This is a genomic window from Pseudoxanthomonas koreensis (genome assembly GCF_041890415.1).
Classification (GTDB): domain Bacteria; phylum Pseudomonadota; class Gammaproteobacteria; order Xanthomonadales; family Xanthomonadaceae; genus Pseudoxanthomonas; species Pseudoxanthomonas koreensis_A.
Window position 1 is genome coordinate 2,565,378 of the sequence record NZ_CP169056.1, and the last position, 18,170, is coordinate 2,583,547.

Annotated in this window: 16 protein-coding genes and 1 pseudogene; 1 reads left to right on the plus strand and 16 read right to left on the minus strand. The window is 68.9% G+C overall.

What is annotated here, in order from left to right:
* Nucleotide 1: 1 nt before the first annotated feature.
* The 8 genes from ACEJ41_RS11695 to ACEJ41_RS11730 form a co-directional block, all read right to left on the minus strand.
* Nucleotides 2-2,506 (minus strand): hypothetical protein, encoded by a 2,505-nt coding sequence (locus tag ACEJ41_RS11695; protein WP_374012441.1) that lies wholly within the window; start codon nt 2,504-2,506, stop codon nt 2-4.
* Between the two features lie 53 nt (nt 2,507-2,559).
* Nucleotides 2,560-3,213, minus strand: a complete 654-nt coding sequence (locus tag ACEJ41_RS11700; protein WP_374012442.1) for a DUF1629 domain-containing protein — start codon at nt 3,211-3,213, stop codon at nt 2,560-2,562.
* Between the two features lie 105 nt (nt 3,214-3,318).
* The gene (locus ACEJ41_RS11705; RefSeq protein ID WP_374012443.1) at nt 3,319-3,963 is read right to left on the minus strand and encodes an imm11 family protein; all 645 of its coding nucleotides are present in this window, start codon (nt 3,961-3,963) and stop codon (nt 3,319-3,321) included.
* 94 nt (nt 3,964-4,057) lie between these two features.
* Nucleotides 4,058-4,699 carry an imm11 family protein gene (locus tag ACEJ41_RS11710; protein ID WP_374012444.1) on the minus strand — a complete coding sequence of 214 codons (642 nt, stop codon included), beginning with the start codon at nt 4,697-4,699 and terminating at the stop codon, nt 4,058-4,060.
* 108 nt (nt 4,700-4,807) lie between these two features.
* Complete coding sequence (locus ACEJ41_RS11715; RefSeq protein WP_374012445.1) at nt 4,808-5,446, minus strand: imm11 family protein; 639 nt, start codon at nt 5,444-5,446, stop codon at nt 4,808-4,810.
* Between the two features lie 58 nt (nt 5,447-5,504).
* The gene (gene lipA, locus ACEJ41_RS11720; RefSeq protein ID WP_374012446.1) at nt 5,505-6,515 is read right to left on the minus strand and encodes a lipoyl synthase; all 1,011 of its coding nucleotides are present in this window, start codon (nt 6,513-6,515) and stop codon (nt 5,505-5,507) included.
* Nucleotides 6,516-6,594: 79 nt separating this feature from the next.
* Nucleotides 6,595-7,263, minus strand: coding sequence for a lipoyl(octanoyl) transferase LipB (lipB, locus tag ACEJ41_RS11725; protein ID WP_374012447.1), 669 nt, complete (start codon nt 7,261-7,263; stop codon nt 6,595-6,597).
* Entirely contained in the window at nt 7,251-7,529 is a 279-nt protein-coding gene (locus ACEJ41_RS11730) for a DUF493 family protein (protein WP_374012448.1), read from the minus strand. The genes lipB and ACEJ41_RS11730 overlap by 13 nt, the downstream gene beginning before the upstream one ends.
* Nucleotides 7,530-7,637: 108 nt before the next feature.
* On the opposite strand from ACEJ41_RS11730, the gene ACEJ41_RS11735 reads away from it, so the two are divergent.
* Nucleotides 7,638-8,696, plus strand: a complete 1,059-nt coding sequence (locus ACEJ41_RS11735) for a lipid A deacylase LpxR family protein (RefSeq protein WP_374012449.1) — start codon at nt 7,638-7,640, stop codon at nt 8,694-8,696.
* 70 nt (nt 8,697-8,766) lie between these two features.
* On the opposite strand, the gene ACEJ41_RS11740 is transcribed toward ACEJ41_RS11735, so the two are convergent.
* From ACEJ41_RS11740 to mreC, 8 genes and pseudogenes are all read right to left on the minus strand, one after another.
* A complete protein-coding gene (locus ACEJ41_RS11740; protein WP_374012450.1) occupies nt 8,767-9,687 on the minus strand; it encodes a CsgG/HfaB family protein in 921 nt (306 codons plus the stop codon).
* A 207-nt stretch (nt 9,688-9,894) separates the two neighbouring features.
* Nucleotides 9,895-11,115, minus strand: a complete 1,221-nt coding sequence (locus ACEJ41_RS11745; RefSeq protein ID WP_374012451.1) for a D-alanyl-D-alanine carboxypeptidase family protein — start codon at nt 11,113-11,115, stop codon at nt 9,895-9,897.
* A 108-nt stretch (nt 11,116-11,223) separates the two neighbouring features.
* On the minus strand, nt 11,224-12,363 hold the full coding sequence (locus ACEJ41_RS11750) for a septal ring lytic transglycosylase RlpA family protein (RefSeq protein ID WP_374012452.1): 1,140 nt from the start codon (nt 12,361-12,363) through the stop codon (nt 11,224-11,226).
* On the minus strand, nt 12,360-13,484 hold the full coding sequence (mltB, locus tag ACEJ41_RS11755) for a lytic murein transglycosylase B (RefSeq protein WP_374012453.1): 1,125 nt from the start codon (nt 13,482-13,484) through the stop codon (nt 12,360-12,362). The genes ACEJ41_RS11750 and mltB overlap by 4 nt, the downstream gene beginning before the upstream one ends.
* 70 nt (nt 13,485-13,554) lie before the next feature.
* Complete coding sequence (rodA, locus tag ACEJ41_RS11760) at nt 13,555-14,676, minus strand: rod shape-determining protein RodA (protein WP_374012454.1); 1,122 nt, start codon at nt 14,674-14,676, stop codon at nt 13,555-13,557.
* Nucleotides 14,673-16,640 carry a penicillin-binding protein 2 gene (mrdA, locus tag ACEJ41_RS11765; protein WP_374012455.1) on the minus strand — a complete coding sequence of 656 codons (1,968 nt, stop codon included), beginning with the start codon at nt 16,638-16,640 and terminating at the stop codon, nt 14,673-14,675. The genes rodA and mrdA overlap by 4 nt, the downstream gene beginning before the upstream one ends.
* A gap of 13 nt (nt 16,641-16,653) precedes the next feature.
* Nucleotides 16,654-17,136, minus strand: a complete 483-nt coding sequence (gene mreD / locus ACEJ41_RS11770; RefSeq protein WP_374012456.1) for a rod shape-determining protein MreD — start codon at nt 17,134-17,136, stop codon at nt 16,654-16,656.
* A gap of 2 nt (nt 17,137-17,138) precedes the next feature.
* Nucleotides 17,139-18,077 (minus strand): annotated as a pseudogene (mreC, locus tag ACEJ41_RS11775) (rod shape-determining protein MreC); the annotation flags it as partial.
* Between the last annotated feature and the right edge of the window lie 93 nt (nt 18,078-18,170).

Genomic DNA, 18,170 nt, shown 5'->3' on the forward strand with positions numbered 1-18,170 from the left:
CTCAACAGCGTGCCAAGCCTGGCGCTTCCTGCACCGGCGCCGCCTGCTGCCGTTGCTGTTCGAGTTCGCGCTGCTGCTGGTTGTCCTTGCCCCACGCCTCCCACTCCCTGAACTGCGGGGCCTGCGCGTGGTTTTCGGCCAGCCGGCGCATCTGCGCCTGGTCGCCCCGTTCCAGGGCCGCCATGTAGTCCTCGACGTAGCGGCCGGCGGCCGTGTCGTGCCACGGATTGGACGCCGCGGCAGGGGCCGCCCCGGATCCGCCGCCGGTGGCCGTTGCGCGGGCGTCGTCGTGGCTGCCGTCCATGCCGGCCGACGGCTGCAGCCGATGTGGATGGTCCGGCGCCCGGGATGGCTCCTGCCCGGAGTCGTGCGACCGTGCTCCTTGCGCTTCCGGCGCGTCGTCGCCGGCCGCCGGGGCGCCGGACGGCTGCGCCTGCGTCACTCCCTGCTGCAGGCTGCGTTCCCGGGCGATGTCGGCGGCGGTGACGACACTGGTGACTTCCATGCGCTTGTCGTCCTGGCCACTCACGGTGGCGATGGACCCGTCATCCTGGAGCTGGAGGAAGTAAGGCCCCTGCGAGCGGAAGCCATCATCGCCCGCATGCGCGCGCTCCACCGCCGCGGTCGCCGCGTCGATGTCCGCATCGCCCGGGGCTTCCCCGGCGCGGGCATAGGCGCCCGCGACCTGGCTGCGCAGGTCCCGCTGCGTCGGCGTCGGGTTCGCGCGCGCCTCCTCGGCCAGCGCGGACAGTTCCTGCAGGCCGACCTTCTGGCTTTGCCAGGTGCGCTCCAACTCCTCGCGGATGTTTCCCTCGGCAAACCAGTCGCCGAAGACGAAACCGGGCTTGGTCCATTGGCCGTCGCTGCCGCGCGTGTAGGTGTTGCCGTCGGAGGCCTGCAGCTCCTGCGTGCGCGCGCGCGCATTGGCGATCACCGGCGGCACCGGCTCGCGCCCGGTGAATTCATCCCAGCCGAACTGGTTGAAGGCGATCTGGTAACGCGCGGCGATCGCGGCCGGGGTGTTGGACGCGTTCTGGGCAATGATGGCCTGCGATTGCCACTCCAGCGCAGTGGCACGGTCCGGGCCGACCGGCTGGTGGCGGGTGATCGCCATGCGCGCGTCGACGATCTCCCGGGTTTCGAGTTGCCACTGCCCCGTCCCCGCGTCGCGCACGTACTCGCGGCTGACTTCGAACGGTGCACGCAGCGGCTCGCGTTCGGCGTGGGCGTCCAGGCGGTACGGGTCCCTGGGGCGGGGCGGATTGGCCAGTCCCAGCGAATAGGAGTCGTTGGCGGCGCGGTAATTCAGTTCGTCGACCAGGCGCCCGCCGGCAAGCACGCGCATCTCCTGGTAGGTTCCGTCGGCGCCCGGGGCGCGCGCCATGCGTGTCCAGGCGCCCTGCCGATCGCCCGGATCGCGCTTCCATTCATTGCCCGCGCGGTCGGCCTGGGTATAGACCCGGTCGATATCCCGCTGCTCGGCCCAGCGATCACCGAGGTAGGCGCCGCCCACGCCGCCGACGATGCCGGTGGCAATTGCACCCGGGCCCGTCCACGAACCGGACACCGCGCCATAGCCGGCACCGAGCAGGAAGCCGCCAAGAATCCCGCCGGCATTGCGGCCCACGAAATGGGCCTGCGCCGATGCCGCACCGGCTGCATTGCCGTCCGCGCGCAGTTCCACCACGCGGTGGCCGGTGTCGACCAGGTCGTAGGCCATCAACGCCACGCCGGCGCCGCCGGCGACGCGCCACCCGCGTGCGCCGCGCACCGAATCCGGCACGCCCCCGCCGGGCACCGGGACCGGTCCGCGCAGCGTGGGCGGCATCTCCTGCGGGAACGCCGTGCGCAGCCGCGTCTCCATATCGGGCGACACCGGGAGCCGGCCGGCCTGGTTGGCGTCGGCGATGGCGGTGCCCAGGGATTGGCGGCCACCCCATCGCTCACTGAGCGTGGAACTGCCCGGCTGGTCCGCCGCATCCAGCGCAGCCTGGACACGGGTTTCCGACTTCGTCACGCCGGCCCAGCGCGCCTCGGGCGCCGACATCCTGCCCAGATCGGCGATCTGGCTGGCATGGCGTTGCCGATAACCGTCCAGATCACCGAAGAACGCCTGGATCCGTGCATTCGCCTGCGCCGGCGTCATCCCCTGCGGGGTGTTGGTCAGCAGGTCGCCATTGACCAAGCCCGCCTTGAGCGTGTCGGTCAGGTCGTGGACGCGGGCGGCGATGCGCTTGGCGGCGGCCTGGTCGCCGCGCAGGGTAGCCTGGCCGTCGGGGGATATTTCCAGATCTCTAAGCGTCGCCGCCAACTCGTCCGTGTATGCACTTAGTGGTCCGCCCGTGTGGGGGGAAAGTCCCATCCTCGCCGCCAGCGTCTGATCGGCAGGCAGGACAACAAGATTGCGTAAGCCATGGAGATCGAATAGCTCTTCTTGAGACAGCTTCTTGACGAGGTCGCTTGCCTTGAACGTCTTCTGCTCGACTACGTGGTGGCCTTGGAACACAGGCTTATCAGTCATTGGCAACTCCCCGATAAATCTCCAGCCTCATTGACACATCACAAATTAGCGGCATCGCGTAGCCGGACCCCTTTAACCCCTGCCATACCTATCGCCTCGCATAGGGCGTCATCACAAATCGGGTCCGCTCCAAGGTTGCGCTGGCGGAAAATATGGGCTGTACCGACAACAGCTGGGTCAAAGGTTAGGCTGGCTCCACCACGGATGCTGTACATCCGAACATCCTCTCCCGTTCGATGGTCGGTCTCGTAATTAATCCTTACCCGCGATTTCGGTTCATCGAGAGCACTCAAGGTACGGACCACATCGCAGAGGTAGTGGCGGGGACCGCAAGTCCCATCAGCGAGTGTGAAATTACAGGAGACGAAAGCAAAAGCTTCCGGATCAACGGATTCAAATACCTGCTTGAGTCGAGCAGAAACCAACCAATATCCGCTCAGTCCGCCCTCAAGATCCCGCGGCATGTGGCCCTCTCTTGGTTCATGCACAAGATGAGGCGTTTCGCGCAGCATTGGGAAACCGCCTTCCTCGGGGCGTATAATTAAACGCGGTGGAGTACGCAGCTTTTCTTCATTGGCAATAATTACCCCATGTCCGGGACCGCCACCCCTGAGGTCGGGCCCGATAATGAAAAACCTGCCCTTCTGTGGGACGCTCGGGTAGGTGACGGGAATTGCAGCCTGGTCGGTCATATCAGTTCCTTCGCGGGATCCGCTTCACCGGGCATGGCGAGGCGCCCTTGGCATGTCGATTCTATTGCACCTGTTCTCTGCATGGGCATTTGGGTTGGCGCTGGCTCAGCAATCAGCCGCGTCGGTCAACCACACCCCGGTCAGTCCCACATCCCTTATCGCGTCGTGCAGGGCGCGATCGCAAAACGCATCTTCCGAGAAGGGCGTTCGGAAAACATGTCCGGTACCGACGACATCGGCCTTGAATACGAGATTCGCGCCACCAACATGGTTCCGGCTGTAGACCTTGCCGCTGAGATAATCGTCACCGACGATGATCTTCAGCTTCGACGCCTCTTCGTCGAGCGCATCCAGCGTGCGCAGGACACCGCAAAGGTAGTACTGCGGCCCAGACGAGCCATCGGCCAGAGTGAAGTCGCAGGCCGCGAACGCGAACCCTTCCGGATCGACCGACTCGAACACCTGCCTGGCCCGTTCGGACACGATCCAGGTGCCTCCAAGGCCTTCCAGATCCCGGGGCATGCCACCCAGGTTCGGCACATGGACCAGGTGCGGTGTTTCGGGATACTGCCCGGGAGTCCCGTCGGGCGGCAGCATCACGACCCACCCCGGGGCCCACAACCGCTCCTCGTTGGCGATCTCCTGGCCATGGCCTTTCCCGCCGCCGCGGATGTCGGGCTGGATGAGGTAGAACTTGCCCTTCTGCGAGACGTTGGAATCGCTGGCAGAAATTGCGGCCTCGTCGGTCATGGCATCTTCCTTCGCGCGCTCCGTAGCGGTGCTTCCTTCGACATGTCGATTCTATTTCCCTGACCGACGTCCGACACTCCGGCGGGAGGACCGGTCAGCATGCGGCTGCGTCGGTCAGCCCGACACCCGTCAGGCCAGCGCTTTTCAAGGCATCACGCAACATGCGCGTGCAGAACACTTCGTCACCGGAGTAAGGCGTCATGAAGATCTTGGCGGAACCGACCACCTCTTCCCTGAAGACCAGGCTGGCGCCACCAGCAAGGCTGTAGAACTTGCCGTTGACGTAATCATCCCCGGTCTTGACCCTGAGCTTCGACGTCTCCTCATCAAGCGCATCCAGCGTGCGCACGACACCGCAGAGGTAGTACTGCGGCCCGGAAGAACCATCGGCCAAGGTGAAGTCACAGGCCGCGAACGCGAACCCTTCCGGATCGACCGACTCGAACACCTGCTTGGCCCGTTCGGACACGATCCAGATGCCCGCCAGTTCTTCCAAGTCCCGCGGCATGCCGCCTTTCTCCGGAACCTGGACCAGGTGCGGCGTCTCGGGATACTGGTTCGGGTCGCCATCAGGCGGCAGCATCACCGCCCATCCAGGTGCCCAGAGCCGGTCCCTGTTTGCGATTTCAATGCCTGGCACCTTCCCGCCACCATGGAAGCTGGACTCGATCACGTAGAACTTCCCGGCGTGCGGCACTGCCGGGGACGTGGCGGATGTCGCGGGCTGATCTGTCATGGCGTTTCCTTCGCGAGCGCTGTAGCGCCTTCCTCGACATGGCAATTCTATTGGACTTGCATGCTTTCCCGGAGAGCTGCACCGGCCATGCGGGCTGGACAGTTGCCATCAGTAATCGGCCGCGTCGATCAACCAGATCCCGGACAGTCCCGCCTCCTTTATTGCATCGTGCAGCGGGCGATCGCAGAACACATTGCTTGAAAACGGCGTCCGGAACACATGTGCCGAGCCAAGGGCATGCTCCTTGAATACGAGGTTCGCCCCACCAACCAGGCTGTAGTGTTTGCCCTTGGGATAGTCGTCACTCAGGATGATCCTGAGCCGCGAGGCCTCTTCATCGAGCGCATCAAGCGTGCGCACGACACCGCAGAGGTAGTACTGCGGCCCGGACGAGCCATCGGCCAAGGTGAAGTCGCAGGCCGCGAACGCGAACCCTTCCGGATCGACCGACTCGAACACCTGCCTGGCCCGTTCGGACACGATCCAGATGCCCGCCAGTTCTTCCAAGTCCCGCGGCATGCCGCCTTTCTCCGGAACCTGGACCAGGTGCGGCGTCTCGGGATACTGGTTCGGGTCGCCATCAGGCGGCAGCATCACCGCCCATCCAGGTGCCCAGAGCCGGTCCCTGTTTGCGATTTCAATGCCTGGCACCTTCCCGCCGCCATGGAAGCTGGACTCGATCACGTAGAACTTCCCGGCGTGCGGCACTGCCGGGGACGTGGCGGATGTCGCGGGCTGGTCTGTCATGGCGTTTCCTTCGCGGGTCCCACCAGACCGCACACCTGGCAGTGGCGTCCTTGGTGGCTCAGCCCACTCCGGCGCCGGCAGCCTGGCGGTCGGCGTGGTAGGACGAGCGCACCATCGGCCCGGAGGCGACGTGGCTGAAGCCCAGCTCGTAGCCGAAGACTTCCAGTGCCTTGTACTCGTCGGGCGTCCAGTAACGCATCACCGGGTGGTGGTGGGCGGTGGGCTGCAGGTACTGGCCGATGGTCACCATTTCCACGTCGTGCGCGCGCAGGTCGCGCAGGGTGGCGTGCACCTGCTCCAGGGTCTCGCCCAGGCCGAGCATGATCCCGGACTTGGTCGGGATCGACGGGTGCTGGGCCTTGAACTTCTGCAGCAGGGTCAGCGACCACTGGTAGTCCGCGCCCGGGCGCACGTTCGGGTACAGGTCCGGGACGGTCTCGATGTTGTGGTTGAACACATCCGGCGGGTTGGCCGCCAGGATCTCCAGGGCGCGGTCCATGCGGCCCTTGCCGCGGAAGTCGGGGGTCAGGATCTCGATCCGGGTGCCCGGGCTGAACTCGCGGATGGCGGTGATGCAGTCGACGAAGTGGGTCGCGCCGCCGTCGCGCAGGTCGTCGCGGTCCACGCTGGTGACCACCACGTAGCGCAGGCCCATGTCCTTGACCGTCTGCGCCAGGTGCAGCGGCTCGGCCGGATCCGGCGGCTTGGGCCGGCCGTGGGCCACGTCGCAGAACGAGCAGCGCCGGGTGCACACCTCGCCCAGGATCATGAAGGTTGCGGTGCCGTGGCCGAAGCACTCGTGGATGTTGGGGCAGCTGGCCTCCTCGCACACGGTGACCAGGCGGTTCTGGCGCAGCTTGGCCTTGAGGTTGGCCACCGCGTTGCCCGAGGGGATGCGCACCCGGATCCACGAGGGCTTGCGCAGCACCGGCGCGTCGGCAAACTGCACCGGCGAACGGCCGATCTTGTCTCCGCCCAGCTGCTTGGCGCCGACCTGCAGGGATTCCTGCGGTGCGGCGGACTCGGGCAGGACCTGGAGCGGGATGGCACGGGGGGCGGAGGTGTTCATGCGGCCATTGTAAAGCGCAGCCCGGCGCGTTGCCCGGAGAGCCGGCGGTCATCGATGGCGGCGCCGGCAAGGCCGGCTCCTACAGGGGCTCCGGCAGGCCGGGCTGCGGCTGCAGCACCACCCCGAACTGGCTGGCCACCTGTTCCAGCAGCACCGCCTTGGCGGCCTGCATGCCCGCGGGGCCGCCCAGGTCGCACACCGACACCACCTGCAGGCCCTGGTAGCCGCAGGGATTGATCCGGTGGAACGGCTCCAGGTCCATGTCGATGTTGAACGCCAGGCCGTGGAAACTGCAGCCACGGCGCACCCGGATGCCCAGCGCGGCGACCTTGGCCCCGCCCACGTAGACCCCGGGCGCACCCTCGCGCCGCTGCCCGCCGATGTTCCATTCCCCGAGTGCATCGATCACCGCCTGCTCGATCCGGTGCACGTAGTCGCGCACGCCAAGGCCCAGGCGGCGCAGGTCCAGCAGCGGGTACAGCACGATCTGGCCCGGCCCGTGGTAGGTCACCTGGCCACCGCGGTCCACGTGCAGCACCGGGATGTCGCCGGGGGCCAGCACGTGTTCGGGCTTGCCGGCCTGGCCCAGGGTGAATACCGGCTCGTGCTCGACCAGCCACAGCTCGTCGGTGGTGTCGGCGGTGCGGGCATCGGTGAAACGCTGCATTGCACGCCACACCGGCTCGTAGGGCTGGCGGCCCAGGTCGAACACCCGGGCGGTGCGGGCACTGGCCGCTACAGGGTCCACTTCACGTCCGGGTGGTCGCGCAGGGCCTGGTGGGCCGCGTCGTACTGCGCACGATTCTCGGCACGGAAGCCGATCCGCACCGAAACGTACTTGCCGTTGGACGAAAGCCGGCTGCGCACGCTGTCCTCCAGCACCTGCACGCCGGCCTGCGCCAGTTGCAGCGGCAACGCGGACTCCAGCCCCTTGTCCGCAGCACCCATCGCGCTGAGCTCGAAGGTGCCGGGGAACTGGAACCCGTGTTCGGGATTGTCTGACCTGATTTCCATGCCACCATTATCGGGCCGCGCCGCACCCAACCCAAGCCTCGCCCGACATCTTCACCCCGCGTCGCAGCGGAGGGGTTCTAATTGCCGCGTCCCTGCATGGAGCGCCCGATGACCACCCGCCACCTGCCTGCCATCGCCGCCCTGGGTGCTGCGTTGCTTGCTTCCCCTGCCCTGGCCGATGACCGCTGCGAAGGCAGCCGCATGGACGGGACCCCACCGGCGGTCAACTTCCGCGTCGACAACGACCTGTTCGGCGGCGAGAGCCAGGACCAGGGCTACACCAATGGCGCGGTGATCACCCTGGTCTCGCCCAACCTCAACGACTACACCGACGACCCGTGCCTGCCGCGGGTGGCGCGCTGGATCAACCGCCGCCTGGAGCGGATCCAGCCCGGGCGCTTCGACCAGCAGAACATGGTGTTTTCACTGAGCCAGTCGCTGTACACGCCCAGCGACTACACCCGCCGCGACCTCATCGCCGGCGATCGCCCGTACGCGGCGGTGCTGCTGGCCAGCTTCGGCTTCAACGCGCGCAACCAGTCGGACCTGCGCACCACCCAGTTGCAGGTGGGCGTCGTGGGTCCGGCTGCACTGGGCCGGCAGGTGCAACACGCCGTGCACAAGGTCACCGGCAGCGAAGAGTTCCGCGGCTGGGAGCACCAGTTGCGCAACGAGCCGGTGGTGCGCCTGGTGCATGAGCGCATGCACCGCTGGCCCGGCGACCAGTCCTTCAACGCCGACGGCTGGGCGTGGGACGCCATCGGCCACTGGGGCGGCGCGGTGGGCAACCTGAGCACCCATGCCAACGCCGGCATGGAGCTGCGGCTGGGCTGGAAGATCCCGGACGATTTCGGCAGCACGCCGCTGCGCCCGGCCGGCGAGAACACCGCGCCACGCACCACCAGCCGCGGCCACGGCTGGTCGGCGCACGTGTTCCTGACCTCGGACGTGCGCTGGGTCCTGCGCGACATCACCCTGGATGGCAACACCTTCCGCGACAGCCACAGCGTGGACAAGCGTGCGCTGGTGGGCGAGGTGGGCTACGGGCTGGCGGTGACCCGCGGACGCTGGAAGTTCGCCCTGGCCCGTTATCACGGCGCGCGCGAATTCGAAGGGCAGCAGGAGCGGCCGGTGTTCGGCAGCTTCACCATCAGCCGGATGCTGTAGCCGCGCGCGGCGCCACGGATGGGCCGCGTCGGCCAACCGGCCCGGCATTGCGCCGGGCCGGCTCACACGCTTACTTGGCCAGTTCGGTCATGGTCGAGTTGACCCAGCCGGCATTGCCCAGCTCGTCCTCGACTTCCCACATCAGGCCGTCCTTCTGGCCGGTGGGGTACAGCAGCATGCCCGGGTCCAGGTCGCGCACGGCCTTGCCGCTGCCCTTGGAATTGGCCAGCAGGCGCGCCGGCCGCACCACGCGCAGGGCCTGGGTCACGTTGGCGGCCGAGGCGTTGTCGGGCAGTCCGCCCAGCTGGGCGATGATGTTGTTGAACGCCTGCAGGTAGGCCAGGGTGATGACCTGGCCGATCTCGGTGTTGGCGTAGCCGCCCACGCCCGCGCTGCCCAGGCCGCTGCTGCCCCAGAGGGTGGCGCCGGCGCTGAAGCCGATGTCGGTCTTCTTGGCCGAGCCTTCGGCCACGGCAACCTGCTCGGAGGAGCGCACGTCGGTCACGGTCAGGACCACGTCGGCGGTCTTGCGCTTGAAGTTCAGGCCACCGATCACGCGGCCGGCGTTGCCGCCCACCAGGCCGCCAAGCAGGCCGCTGACGGCATTGCCGCCGGCATTGCTGTTGGCGCCGATCAGGTCCGGCACCAGCACGTAGTCGGCCGCCTTGATCTGGCCCTTGCCGATGTTGGAGCCGCGCCGCAGGTCGCCGTCGGCGCCCAGCGCACGCTCGGCCTGGGCGGCGGCCATGCCGGCACCGCGATCAACCAGGGTGAAGCAGCGCGACTTGCTGACGAAGACCTTGATCAGGCGCGAGGGAGCCGGCAACTGCTGCCCGGTCCACCAATGGGTGCCATCCTCCGGCTCGATCACCGAGATCGTGCCCAGCGGCGAGGCACACTGCGGGATCTGCGCCATCTGGTCCTGGCGCTGCTGCTGTGCACTGGCCCGCTGGGCCTGGGCAGGTACCGCCACGGCGGCAAAAACAAGCATGCCCACGGCCCACGCCGCCGGCCGACCAATCGAATTCAACATTCAGGTATCCCCTCTACGTGTCCATACGATGCCGTCAGGCACCCGCTCCCCGGCCGGGAACGCAGGCGATACTAGGGCATGGGCCGTGCATGCGCCAATGCTGCAGGCCGGGCGGGTGGCCCAGCCGGCCGCGAGCTGGCCCGGCCAAGCCAGGCCAGGCTTGGTTCACTCCGATTCCCACCACATCCAGAACGCATCCCACAGGCGCTTGAAGAAGCCGGCCTCCTCGACCGCGGCCACCGCCACCAGCGGCGCGTGCGCCACCACCTCGCCATCCAGCGAAATCTTGACCATGCCCACCTGCTGCCCGGCGGCCACCGGCGCCACCAGCGAACGCGGCACCTCCATGGTCGGCTTGAGGTCGGCATAGCGGCCACGCGGCACGCTCACCAGCAGCGGCTCGGCCACGCCCAGCTGGACCTGGTCGGCCTTGCCCTTCCATACCTTCAGCGGCGCCACCAGCTTGCCCGGCTCGTACAGCCGGTGGGTCTCGTAGAAGCGGAAGCCCCAGTTGAGCAGGGCCATGCTGTCATCGGCGCGCTGGCGCTCGGAGGCGCCGCCCATCACCACCGCGACCAGGCGCTGCTCGCCGCGCTGGGCCGAACTCATCAGGCAGTAGCCGGCCTTGGAGTGGTGCCCGGTCTTGATGCCGTCGACGCTGGCGTCGCGCCACAACAGCAGGTTGCGGTTGGGCTGGGTGATGCCGTTGACCGTGAATTCCTTGATCTTGTTGTAGCCGTAGGCCTGCGGATAATCGCGGATGAAGGCACGGCCCAGCAGCGCCAGGTCGTGGGCGGTGCTGTAGTGCTCCGGCGCGGACAGCCCGTGGGCATTGACGAAGTGGCTGTTCTTCATCCCGATCCGCGCCGCGTAGCTGTTCATCAGCTCGGCAAAGGCTTCCTGGCTGCCGGCCACGTGCTCGGCCAGGGCGATGGCCGCGTCGTTGCCCGACTGCACGGCCATGCCCACTTCCATGTCATGCAGCGGCGCGCGCTGGTTGACCGGAAAGCCGCTGAAGCTGCCGTCGGTGCGCGCCCCGCCCTCGCGCCAGGCGCGCTCGCTCATCAGGACCTGGTCGTCGGCCTTGACCCGGCCGTTGGCGATCTCGGCGGCGATCACATATGAAGTCATGACCTTGGTGATGCTGGCCGGCTCCACCCGCTCATCGATGTTTTCACCGGCCAGCACCTGGCCGCTGGCGTAGTCCATCACCAGCCAGGCGCTGGACGTGGAAGGCTTGGGCGCCTGCGGCACCGCCACCGGGGCGGCCGGGCCGGCTACCGGCGCGGGCGTTGGCATTGGCGCCTGGGCGGACACCAGCCCGGCGGCAAGCACGGCGGCCAGCGCGACGGCACCTGCGCCCAGGGAGGACGAGCGGAAATTCATGCGGATACGGACTCCTGCGTGGACCGGCCAATGGCCGGGCGATGGATGCGTGGAACGGAAGACACGATTGTATCGACGCCGCTCACCACGGCGGCGGCACGGCGGCGTTCATTCACGCACGGTTTGCGGCATGCCGAATCCCAGACCCGCGATTCGCCCGGCGAGTTCCGCAGCATCGGTGCCGGCGGGCGCCACCCGCAGCCGCCACAGGGTGCGGCCGCCGCTGACGACATCGTCCAGGCGCGCGTTGGAAATACCGGCGGCAAGCAGCCGCTCCAGCGCACGGCGCGCATTGTCCAGGCTGGAAAAACTGGCCACCTGCAACATCGGCGCAGCCGCGACGGCCTGGTCCGTTGCCCCGTCCGTGGCAAGCAGCGGCGCAGCCGATGCGGTGGTGTCCGGCTCCCGGTGCGTGGCCGCCGCCGGGACGGCAGGCAGGGCCTGCACCCACTGGTCCAGCGCGGTGGCGGCCGCATCGGCACCCACCCGGGCGGTTGCCGATGCGGGTGCCGGCGATGGCGACGCCGGGACGTGCGTGGCCGCTGCCGGCACCGGCGCGGCCATGTCTTCGGGACTCAGCGCGCGCACCTCCACCCGCCCGGTGCCGCGGGTGACGATATCCAGCTTCACCGCCGCCGCGTAACTGAGGTCGATCACCCGGCCGTCGTGGAACGGGCCGCGGTCGTTGACCCGCACCACCACCGAGCGGCCGTTGTCCAGATTGGTGACCCTGGCAAAGCTGGGCAGCGGCAGGGTCTTGTGCGCGGCGGTGAAGGCGTACATGTCGTACACCTCCTGGTTGGAGGTGCGCCGGCCATGGAACTTGTTGCCGTAATACGAGGCCAGGCCCTGCTCCAGGTAACCCTGGGGCTTGTCCATCACCCGGTACTGCTTGCCCAGCACCGTGTAGGGCGAACGGTTGCCCACCGGCGAGCGCGGTACCGCCGTCACCACCGGTTCGGGGATGCATTCCACGCGCGGCACGTAGTCCGGCGTGCTGTCGCGTACGCCGGGCTTGTACAGGCCGCCGGCGACATAGTCGCCGCGGGTGGAGGGATCTTCCTGTGCCGCCGCATAGGGCGAGGTGTCCGGGCAGTCGGCCGCCAGCGCGGCGCCCTTGCCGGCCACGGCGGTGCCCGGCCCCGCCGTGGCGGGCTTTTTCGGTGCGCTGCCGCAGGCGGCCAGGGCAAGCGCGGCGAGCAGCACCAGCGCCCGGACCGCCACCGTCCCGCAGCGCGCCGCGCTCATGCCGGCGGGATCCCGCGCCCGGCGATGGCCTCTGACAGCTGGAACACGGCCATCGCGTACATCTTGGAGATGTTGTAACGGGTGATCGCGTAGTAGTTGCGGAAGCCCAGCCAGTACTGCGGCCCGGCGCTGCCGGCCAGCGAGACCGGAGTGGCGGTGGCACCGGCGGGCACCGGCACGTCCGCGCTGTAACCGCGCCCGGCCAGATCGGCCTGGGTGTGCACCGGAGCCCAGTCGACGGGATCGAACGGCGCGTGCCCGGCGGCCAGGGTGGCCGGCACCGCGACCAGGCCACCGCGCTCCCAGCCACCCTTCTTCACGAAGTAATTGGCGATCGAGGCGAACACGTCATCGAGGCTGCCGAACAGGTCGCGGCGGCCGTCACCATCGCCATCCACGGCAAAATCGCGGTAGCTGGACGGCATGAACTGGCCCATGCCCATCGCGCCGGCATAGCTGCCCTTGAGCGTGGTGATGTCCAGGTGTTCCTCGCGCGAGAGGGCAAACAGCTGCGCCAGTTCGTCGCGGAAGAACAGCTCGCGGCGCACTTCGCGTTCGAGCTTGGCCGGGTCGCCGCTGCGCGGGTAGCGGAAGGCCAGGGTGTAGAGCGCGTCCAGTACCGAGTAGCGGCCGGTGTTGCCGCCGTAGCTGGTTTCCACCCCGATGATGGCCACGATCAGTTCGGCCGGCACGCCGGTGTCGGCCTGGACCTTGTCCAGCGCGACGCGGTGCCTGGCCAGGAACGCGCGGCCACCGTCGATGCGGGCCTGGCTGATGAACAGGGGCCGGTATTCGGACCACGACTTGACCCGCTCGGCCGGGCGCGCCATCGCGTTGACCACGCTGTCCAGGAATTTCGCGCGGCCCAGGGCCGCCTCGATGTCCGCCGCGGGAATGGCGTAGCGCGCGCTGGTATCGCGCACGAAGTTGGCGCGTGCCACCTCGAACGGCACCGGGGTCAGGTCCAGTGGCGGTGCCGGCGGTGCCTCGGGCACGGCCTCGGCGGGCGCGGCGGCCTGTGCTGCGGGAGGAACGGGCGGCCCCTCGGGCGCCACCGCTTCCTTCGGGACGCAGCCCAGGAGGCCGAAAACAAGCAGGCTGGAGAACACGGGTCTGATCATCGAACGCAGGTTAGCATCGCGCGCCAACCCGCGGAACCGCCGGGGGTTTTGGCTTCTTCACGCGCGCACTTCAGCGGTATCCGTGTACCGGCCGGTGGCTGCGCACCGCCATCACCAGGCCCAGCCCGGCCAGCAGCGATACCGCCGAGGTGCCGCCGTAGCTGAGCAGCGGCATCGGCACGCCCACCACCGGCAGCACCCCGGACACCATGCCGCCGTTGACCAGGACATAGACGAAGAACGCCAGCCCCAGCGAGCCGGCCAGCAGCCGCGAATAGCCGTCGCGCGCATCCACCGCGATCCACAGGCAGCGCCCGACCACGAACAGGTACAGCATCAGCACGGTGGCCACGCCGACCCAGCCGAACTCCTCGCTCAGCACCGCGAACACGAAGTCGGTGGTCTGCTCGGGAATGAAGTTCAGGTGCGACTGGCTGCCCTCGCCCCAGCCCTTGCCTGTAAGCCCGCCGGAACCGATCGCGATCTTGGACTGGATGATGTTCCAGCCATCGCCCAGTGGATCGCTCTCCGGATCCAGGAAGGTCATCACCCGCGCCTTCTGGTACGGGCGCAGCAGCCAGATCCACGCCACCGGGGCGGCCGCGGCAACCCCGCCCAGGGCCACGCCCACCCACCACCACGGCAGGCCCGACAGCAGCAGTGCGAACACGCCGCTGGCGGCGATCAGCATGGCCGTGCCGAAATCCGGTTGCAGCAGCACCAGCGCGGTGGGCACGCCGATCAGGACGGCGGTGACCAGCACGGTGCCGGGCTGCGGCGGCAGCGGGCGATGGTTGAGATACCAGGCCACCATCATCGGCAGGGCGATCTTCAGCAACTCCGAGGGCTGCAGGAAGAACACCCCAAGGTCCAGCCAGTGCCGGCCGTGCTTGCCGGTGCCCACCAGCAGCACCGCCACCAGCGGCAGCAGGACCAGCAGGTACACGCCCGGCGACCAGGCCCGCAGGCGGATCACCGACACCCGCGACAGCGCCCACATCGCCGCCAGGCCCACGGCAAAGCGCGCGCCCTGGGCCTTGAGCAGGGCCGGCCCGCCGCTTGCGCCGCCGGCGCTGTACAGCACCGCCAGGCCGAACCCCATCAGCGCGGCCACGGCCAGGCACAGCGGCCAGTCCAGGGTGCGGGTTGCACGCCGGGCCAGGTCCAGCAGCCAGTACAGGAAATCCTTCATCGCCGGCTTTCCCCCGCCACAGCCGGTGCGGGCGCGGTGCCCTGCGCCGGTGCCGGCGCCCTGCAGTTCGTGGGATCGGGCGCGCAGTCCGGTACTGGAGCGTCGATCGATTCGAGCCCTTCGGGCAGCTTGCCCAGCAGCCAGGCATCGAAGATCGCGCGCGCGATCGGGGCCGCGGTGCTGCCGCCGTAGCCACCACCTTCCACCGCCACCGCCACCGCGATCTGCGGATCCTCGGCCGGCGCGTAGCCGATGAACAGCGCGCGGTGGCGCAGGTGCAGCGGCAGGCTGCGCGGATTGACCGCGGCGGTGCCGCGGCGGCTGACCACCTGCGCGGTGCCGGTCTTGCCGGCCATGCGGTAGGGCGCACCGACGCTCATCGCGCGCGCGGTGCCGCCCGGGCCATGCACGGTCATCTCCATGCCCTCGCGCACGACCTGCAGGTTGTCCGGGCGCTCGCTGATCAGTTCCGGATCGGGTTGCGGCAGCGGGATCCACGGCGCGTCGAAGCGGTCGCGTCGGGCCTGCACCAGGTGCGGCCGGTGCAGGCGCCCGTCATCGGCCAGCGCACCGGTGGCGCGCACCAGTTGCAGCGGCGTGACCTTCCAGTCGCCCTGGCCGATGCTGATGTTGACCGTATCGCCGGGGTACCAGCGCTCGTTGCGCTGCTTCAGCTTCCACTCCGGGCTGGGCAGGATCCCGCCGATCTCGCCGGCCAGGTCGATGCCGCTGGGCCGGCCGAAGCCATAGCGGCCCAGGTAGGCATCGATGCGGGTGATGCCCATGTCCAGGGCCAGTTGGTAGTAATAGGTGTTGACCGAATCGGCGATCGACCTGCGCGCATCGGTCCAGCCATGCCCGCCGCGGTGCGAGTCGCCCCAGCCGCGGCTGTTGCCGGGCAGGTAGAACATGCCGGTGGACAGGGTGCGGTCCTCCGGCTTGCGCACCCCGCTGTCCAGGCCGGCCAGGGCCAGGAACGGCTTGAGCGTGGAGCCCGGCGCCACGCCGCCCAGCACGGCGCGGTTAAACTGCGGGCGCGACGGGCTGTCCATCAGCGCCCGATAGTCGGCGTGGGAGATGCCGTTGACGAACAGGTTGGCGTCATACGAAGGCAGGCTGACCATGGCCAGGATCTCGCCGGTGCGCGGATCCATCGCCACCGCGGTGCCTTCCAGCTCGCCGAATGCGGCCACCGTGGCAGCCTGCAGTTGCGCGTCGATGGACAGGTGCAGGTCCGAACCGGGCACCGCCGGCACCCGCCCCAGGGTACGCAGGGCGCGGCCCTGCACATTGGTCTCCACCCGCTCGTAGCCGACCTTGCCGCGCAGCAGTTCCTCATAGGCGCGCTCCACCCCGGTCTTGCCGATGTGGGTGAGCGCATTGCCGCCCTGGCCAAGCTGCTCCAGGTCCTGCTCGTCGATCCGGCCGACATAGCCGATCACATGCGTAAACAGGTCGCCATGCGGATAGTGCCGGGTCAGGTAGGGCTCCATCTCCACCCCGGGGAAGCGCCAGCGGTTGACCGCGAAGGCGGCCATCTCCTCGTCGCTCAGGCGCATCTTCAAGGTGATCGGGTGGAAGCCACGGGCGCCGGCGCGCTGCTTGCGGAAATGCTCGATCTCGTCCTCGCCCAGCGGGATCAGTGCGCCCAGTTCCTCCAGCAGCCGGTCCAGGTCACCGGCCTTGTCCGGGGTCACTTCCAGGCGGAAGGCGGGCAGGTTCTCGGCCAGCAGCCGGCCGTGGCGGTCGTAGATCATGCCGCGCGCCGGCACCACCGGGCGCGGGCGGATGCGGTTGGCTTCCGACTGGGTGGCGTAGTCGGCGTGTTCGAGCACCTGCAGCTTGAAATACCACGCCGCCAGGCCGACCAGTGACAGCAGCACCACGGCAAAGCCCAACGCGGCGCGGCGGCGGAACTGTTCGGCCTCGGCGTGCGGATTCTTGATCGGGCGGCGGGCAGGCATGGCGTCAGTCGCGTCAGTCGCGCCGGCCCAGTCGCAGCGCGTCGAGCATCAGGAACAACGGCGGCCACAGCAACAGCCCCAGCAATGGCGCCCACCAGTAATCCCACGGCAGCACCGGCTCGCCCACGCCCAGGTGGATGGCGGCATCGACGATGCGGTCGTTGACCAGCAATGCGCCGATTGCCAGCGCCTGCTGCGACAGCGGGAAGAAGCGCAGGCGCGCGCGGAAGCGCTGCAGGATGAAGGCCATGATCACCAGGCGCGCGGCCTGCTCGCCGAGCAGGCCACCGTAGGCCAGGTCGGCCACCACCCCGCAGGCAAACGCCAGCCCCAGCCCGGCGCGCGTAGGCGCCTCGATCACCCAGTAGGCCAGCACCAGCGCCAGCCAGTACGGGCGCAATGGCTGCAGCGCCTCGTGCAGTGGCACCAGGCCCAGCAGCAGGGCCAGGAACAGGCTGATCGGCAACAGCCAGGTGGTGGCACGCAACCGGCTCATGGTGCCGGCTCCGCTGCGGCCGCTGCCGGCTTGCCTGCTGGAGATGGCGGTGTGACCGGCGCGGCCGGCCCCGACTCGCCGGGCGCCGTTGCCGGCCTGGGTGACGGTGGCGACGGGCGCAGCAGCAGCACGTCGCGGCCGCGGTCCAGTTGCGCGGCCGGGGTCAGTTCGCCGATCAGGAACGCCTGGCCGTCGTCCGGGTGCAGGCCGGCGATGCGCGCCACCGGAAACCCGGGCGGGAAGCGGCCGCCCAGGCCGGAGGTGACCAGGTCGTCACCGACCCGCACGTCCTGGCTCAGCGGCACGTCGCGCAGTTCCAGGCGGTCGCCGCGGCCGTACACGATCAGGCGCACGCCGTTGCGCGCCACCATCACCGGCACGGCGTGGTCGGGATCGGTGAGCAGCAGCACGGTGGCGGTGGACGGGGTGACCGCGATCACCTGGCCAAGCAGGCCGCCAGCATCGATCACCGCCTGCCCGCGGTGTACGCCCTGGCGGCTGCCGGTGGCCAGGACCAGGCGCTGCCGCGACGGCGCCAGGTCGATGTCCAGCACCGGCGCCAGTTGCACGTCCAGGTCGGTGCGCTCGGCCACGCCCAGCAGTTCGCGCAGTTGCGCGTTGTCCACCGCGGCATTGCGCAGCCGGGTCAGGCGCGCGTCGGCCACCAGCAATGCGTTGCGCAGGCGGCGGTTGTCCTCCTGCAATGCGCTGCGCGCGGCCAGGCCGTCCTTGAGCGCGGTGCCCATGCGCCCGGGCAGGCCCGCCAGCATCCACACCGGCTGCACCAGCACCGTGGCCTGGGCGCGTACCCGCTCCAGCCAGCCGCCGCGGTGGTCCAGGACCAGCAGCACCACCGCCAGCGCCAGGTAGGCCAGCAGCCGCAGGGTGCCGGAGATTTCACCGGGGCGCGCGGCGTGAGGAAAACCGGCGTAGGACGACATGCGTGGTGATCGGCTTGTGGTTCGTGACGGGTGATGGGTCGGAACGATCCGGGCCGCCCCCCCGTGCGGCAAGGATCGCGGCCCGGCGGTGGC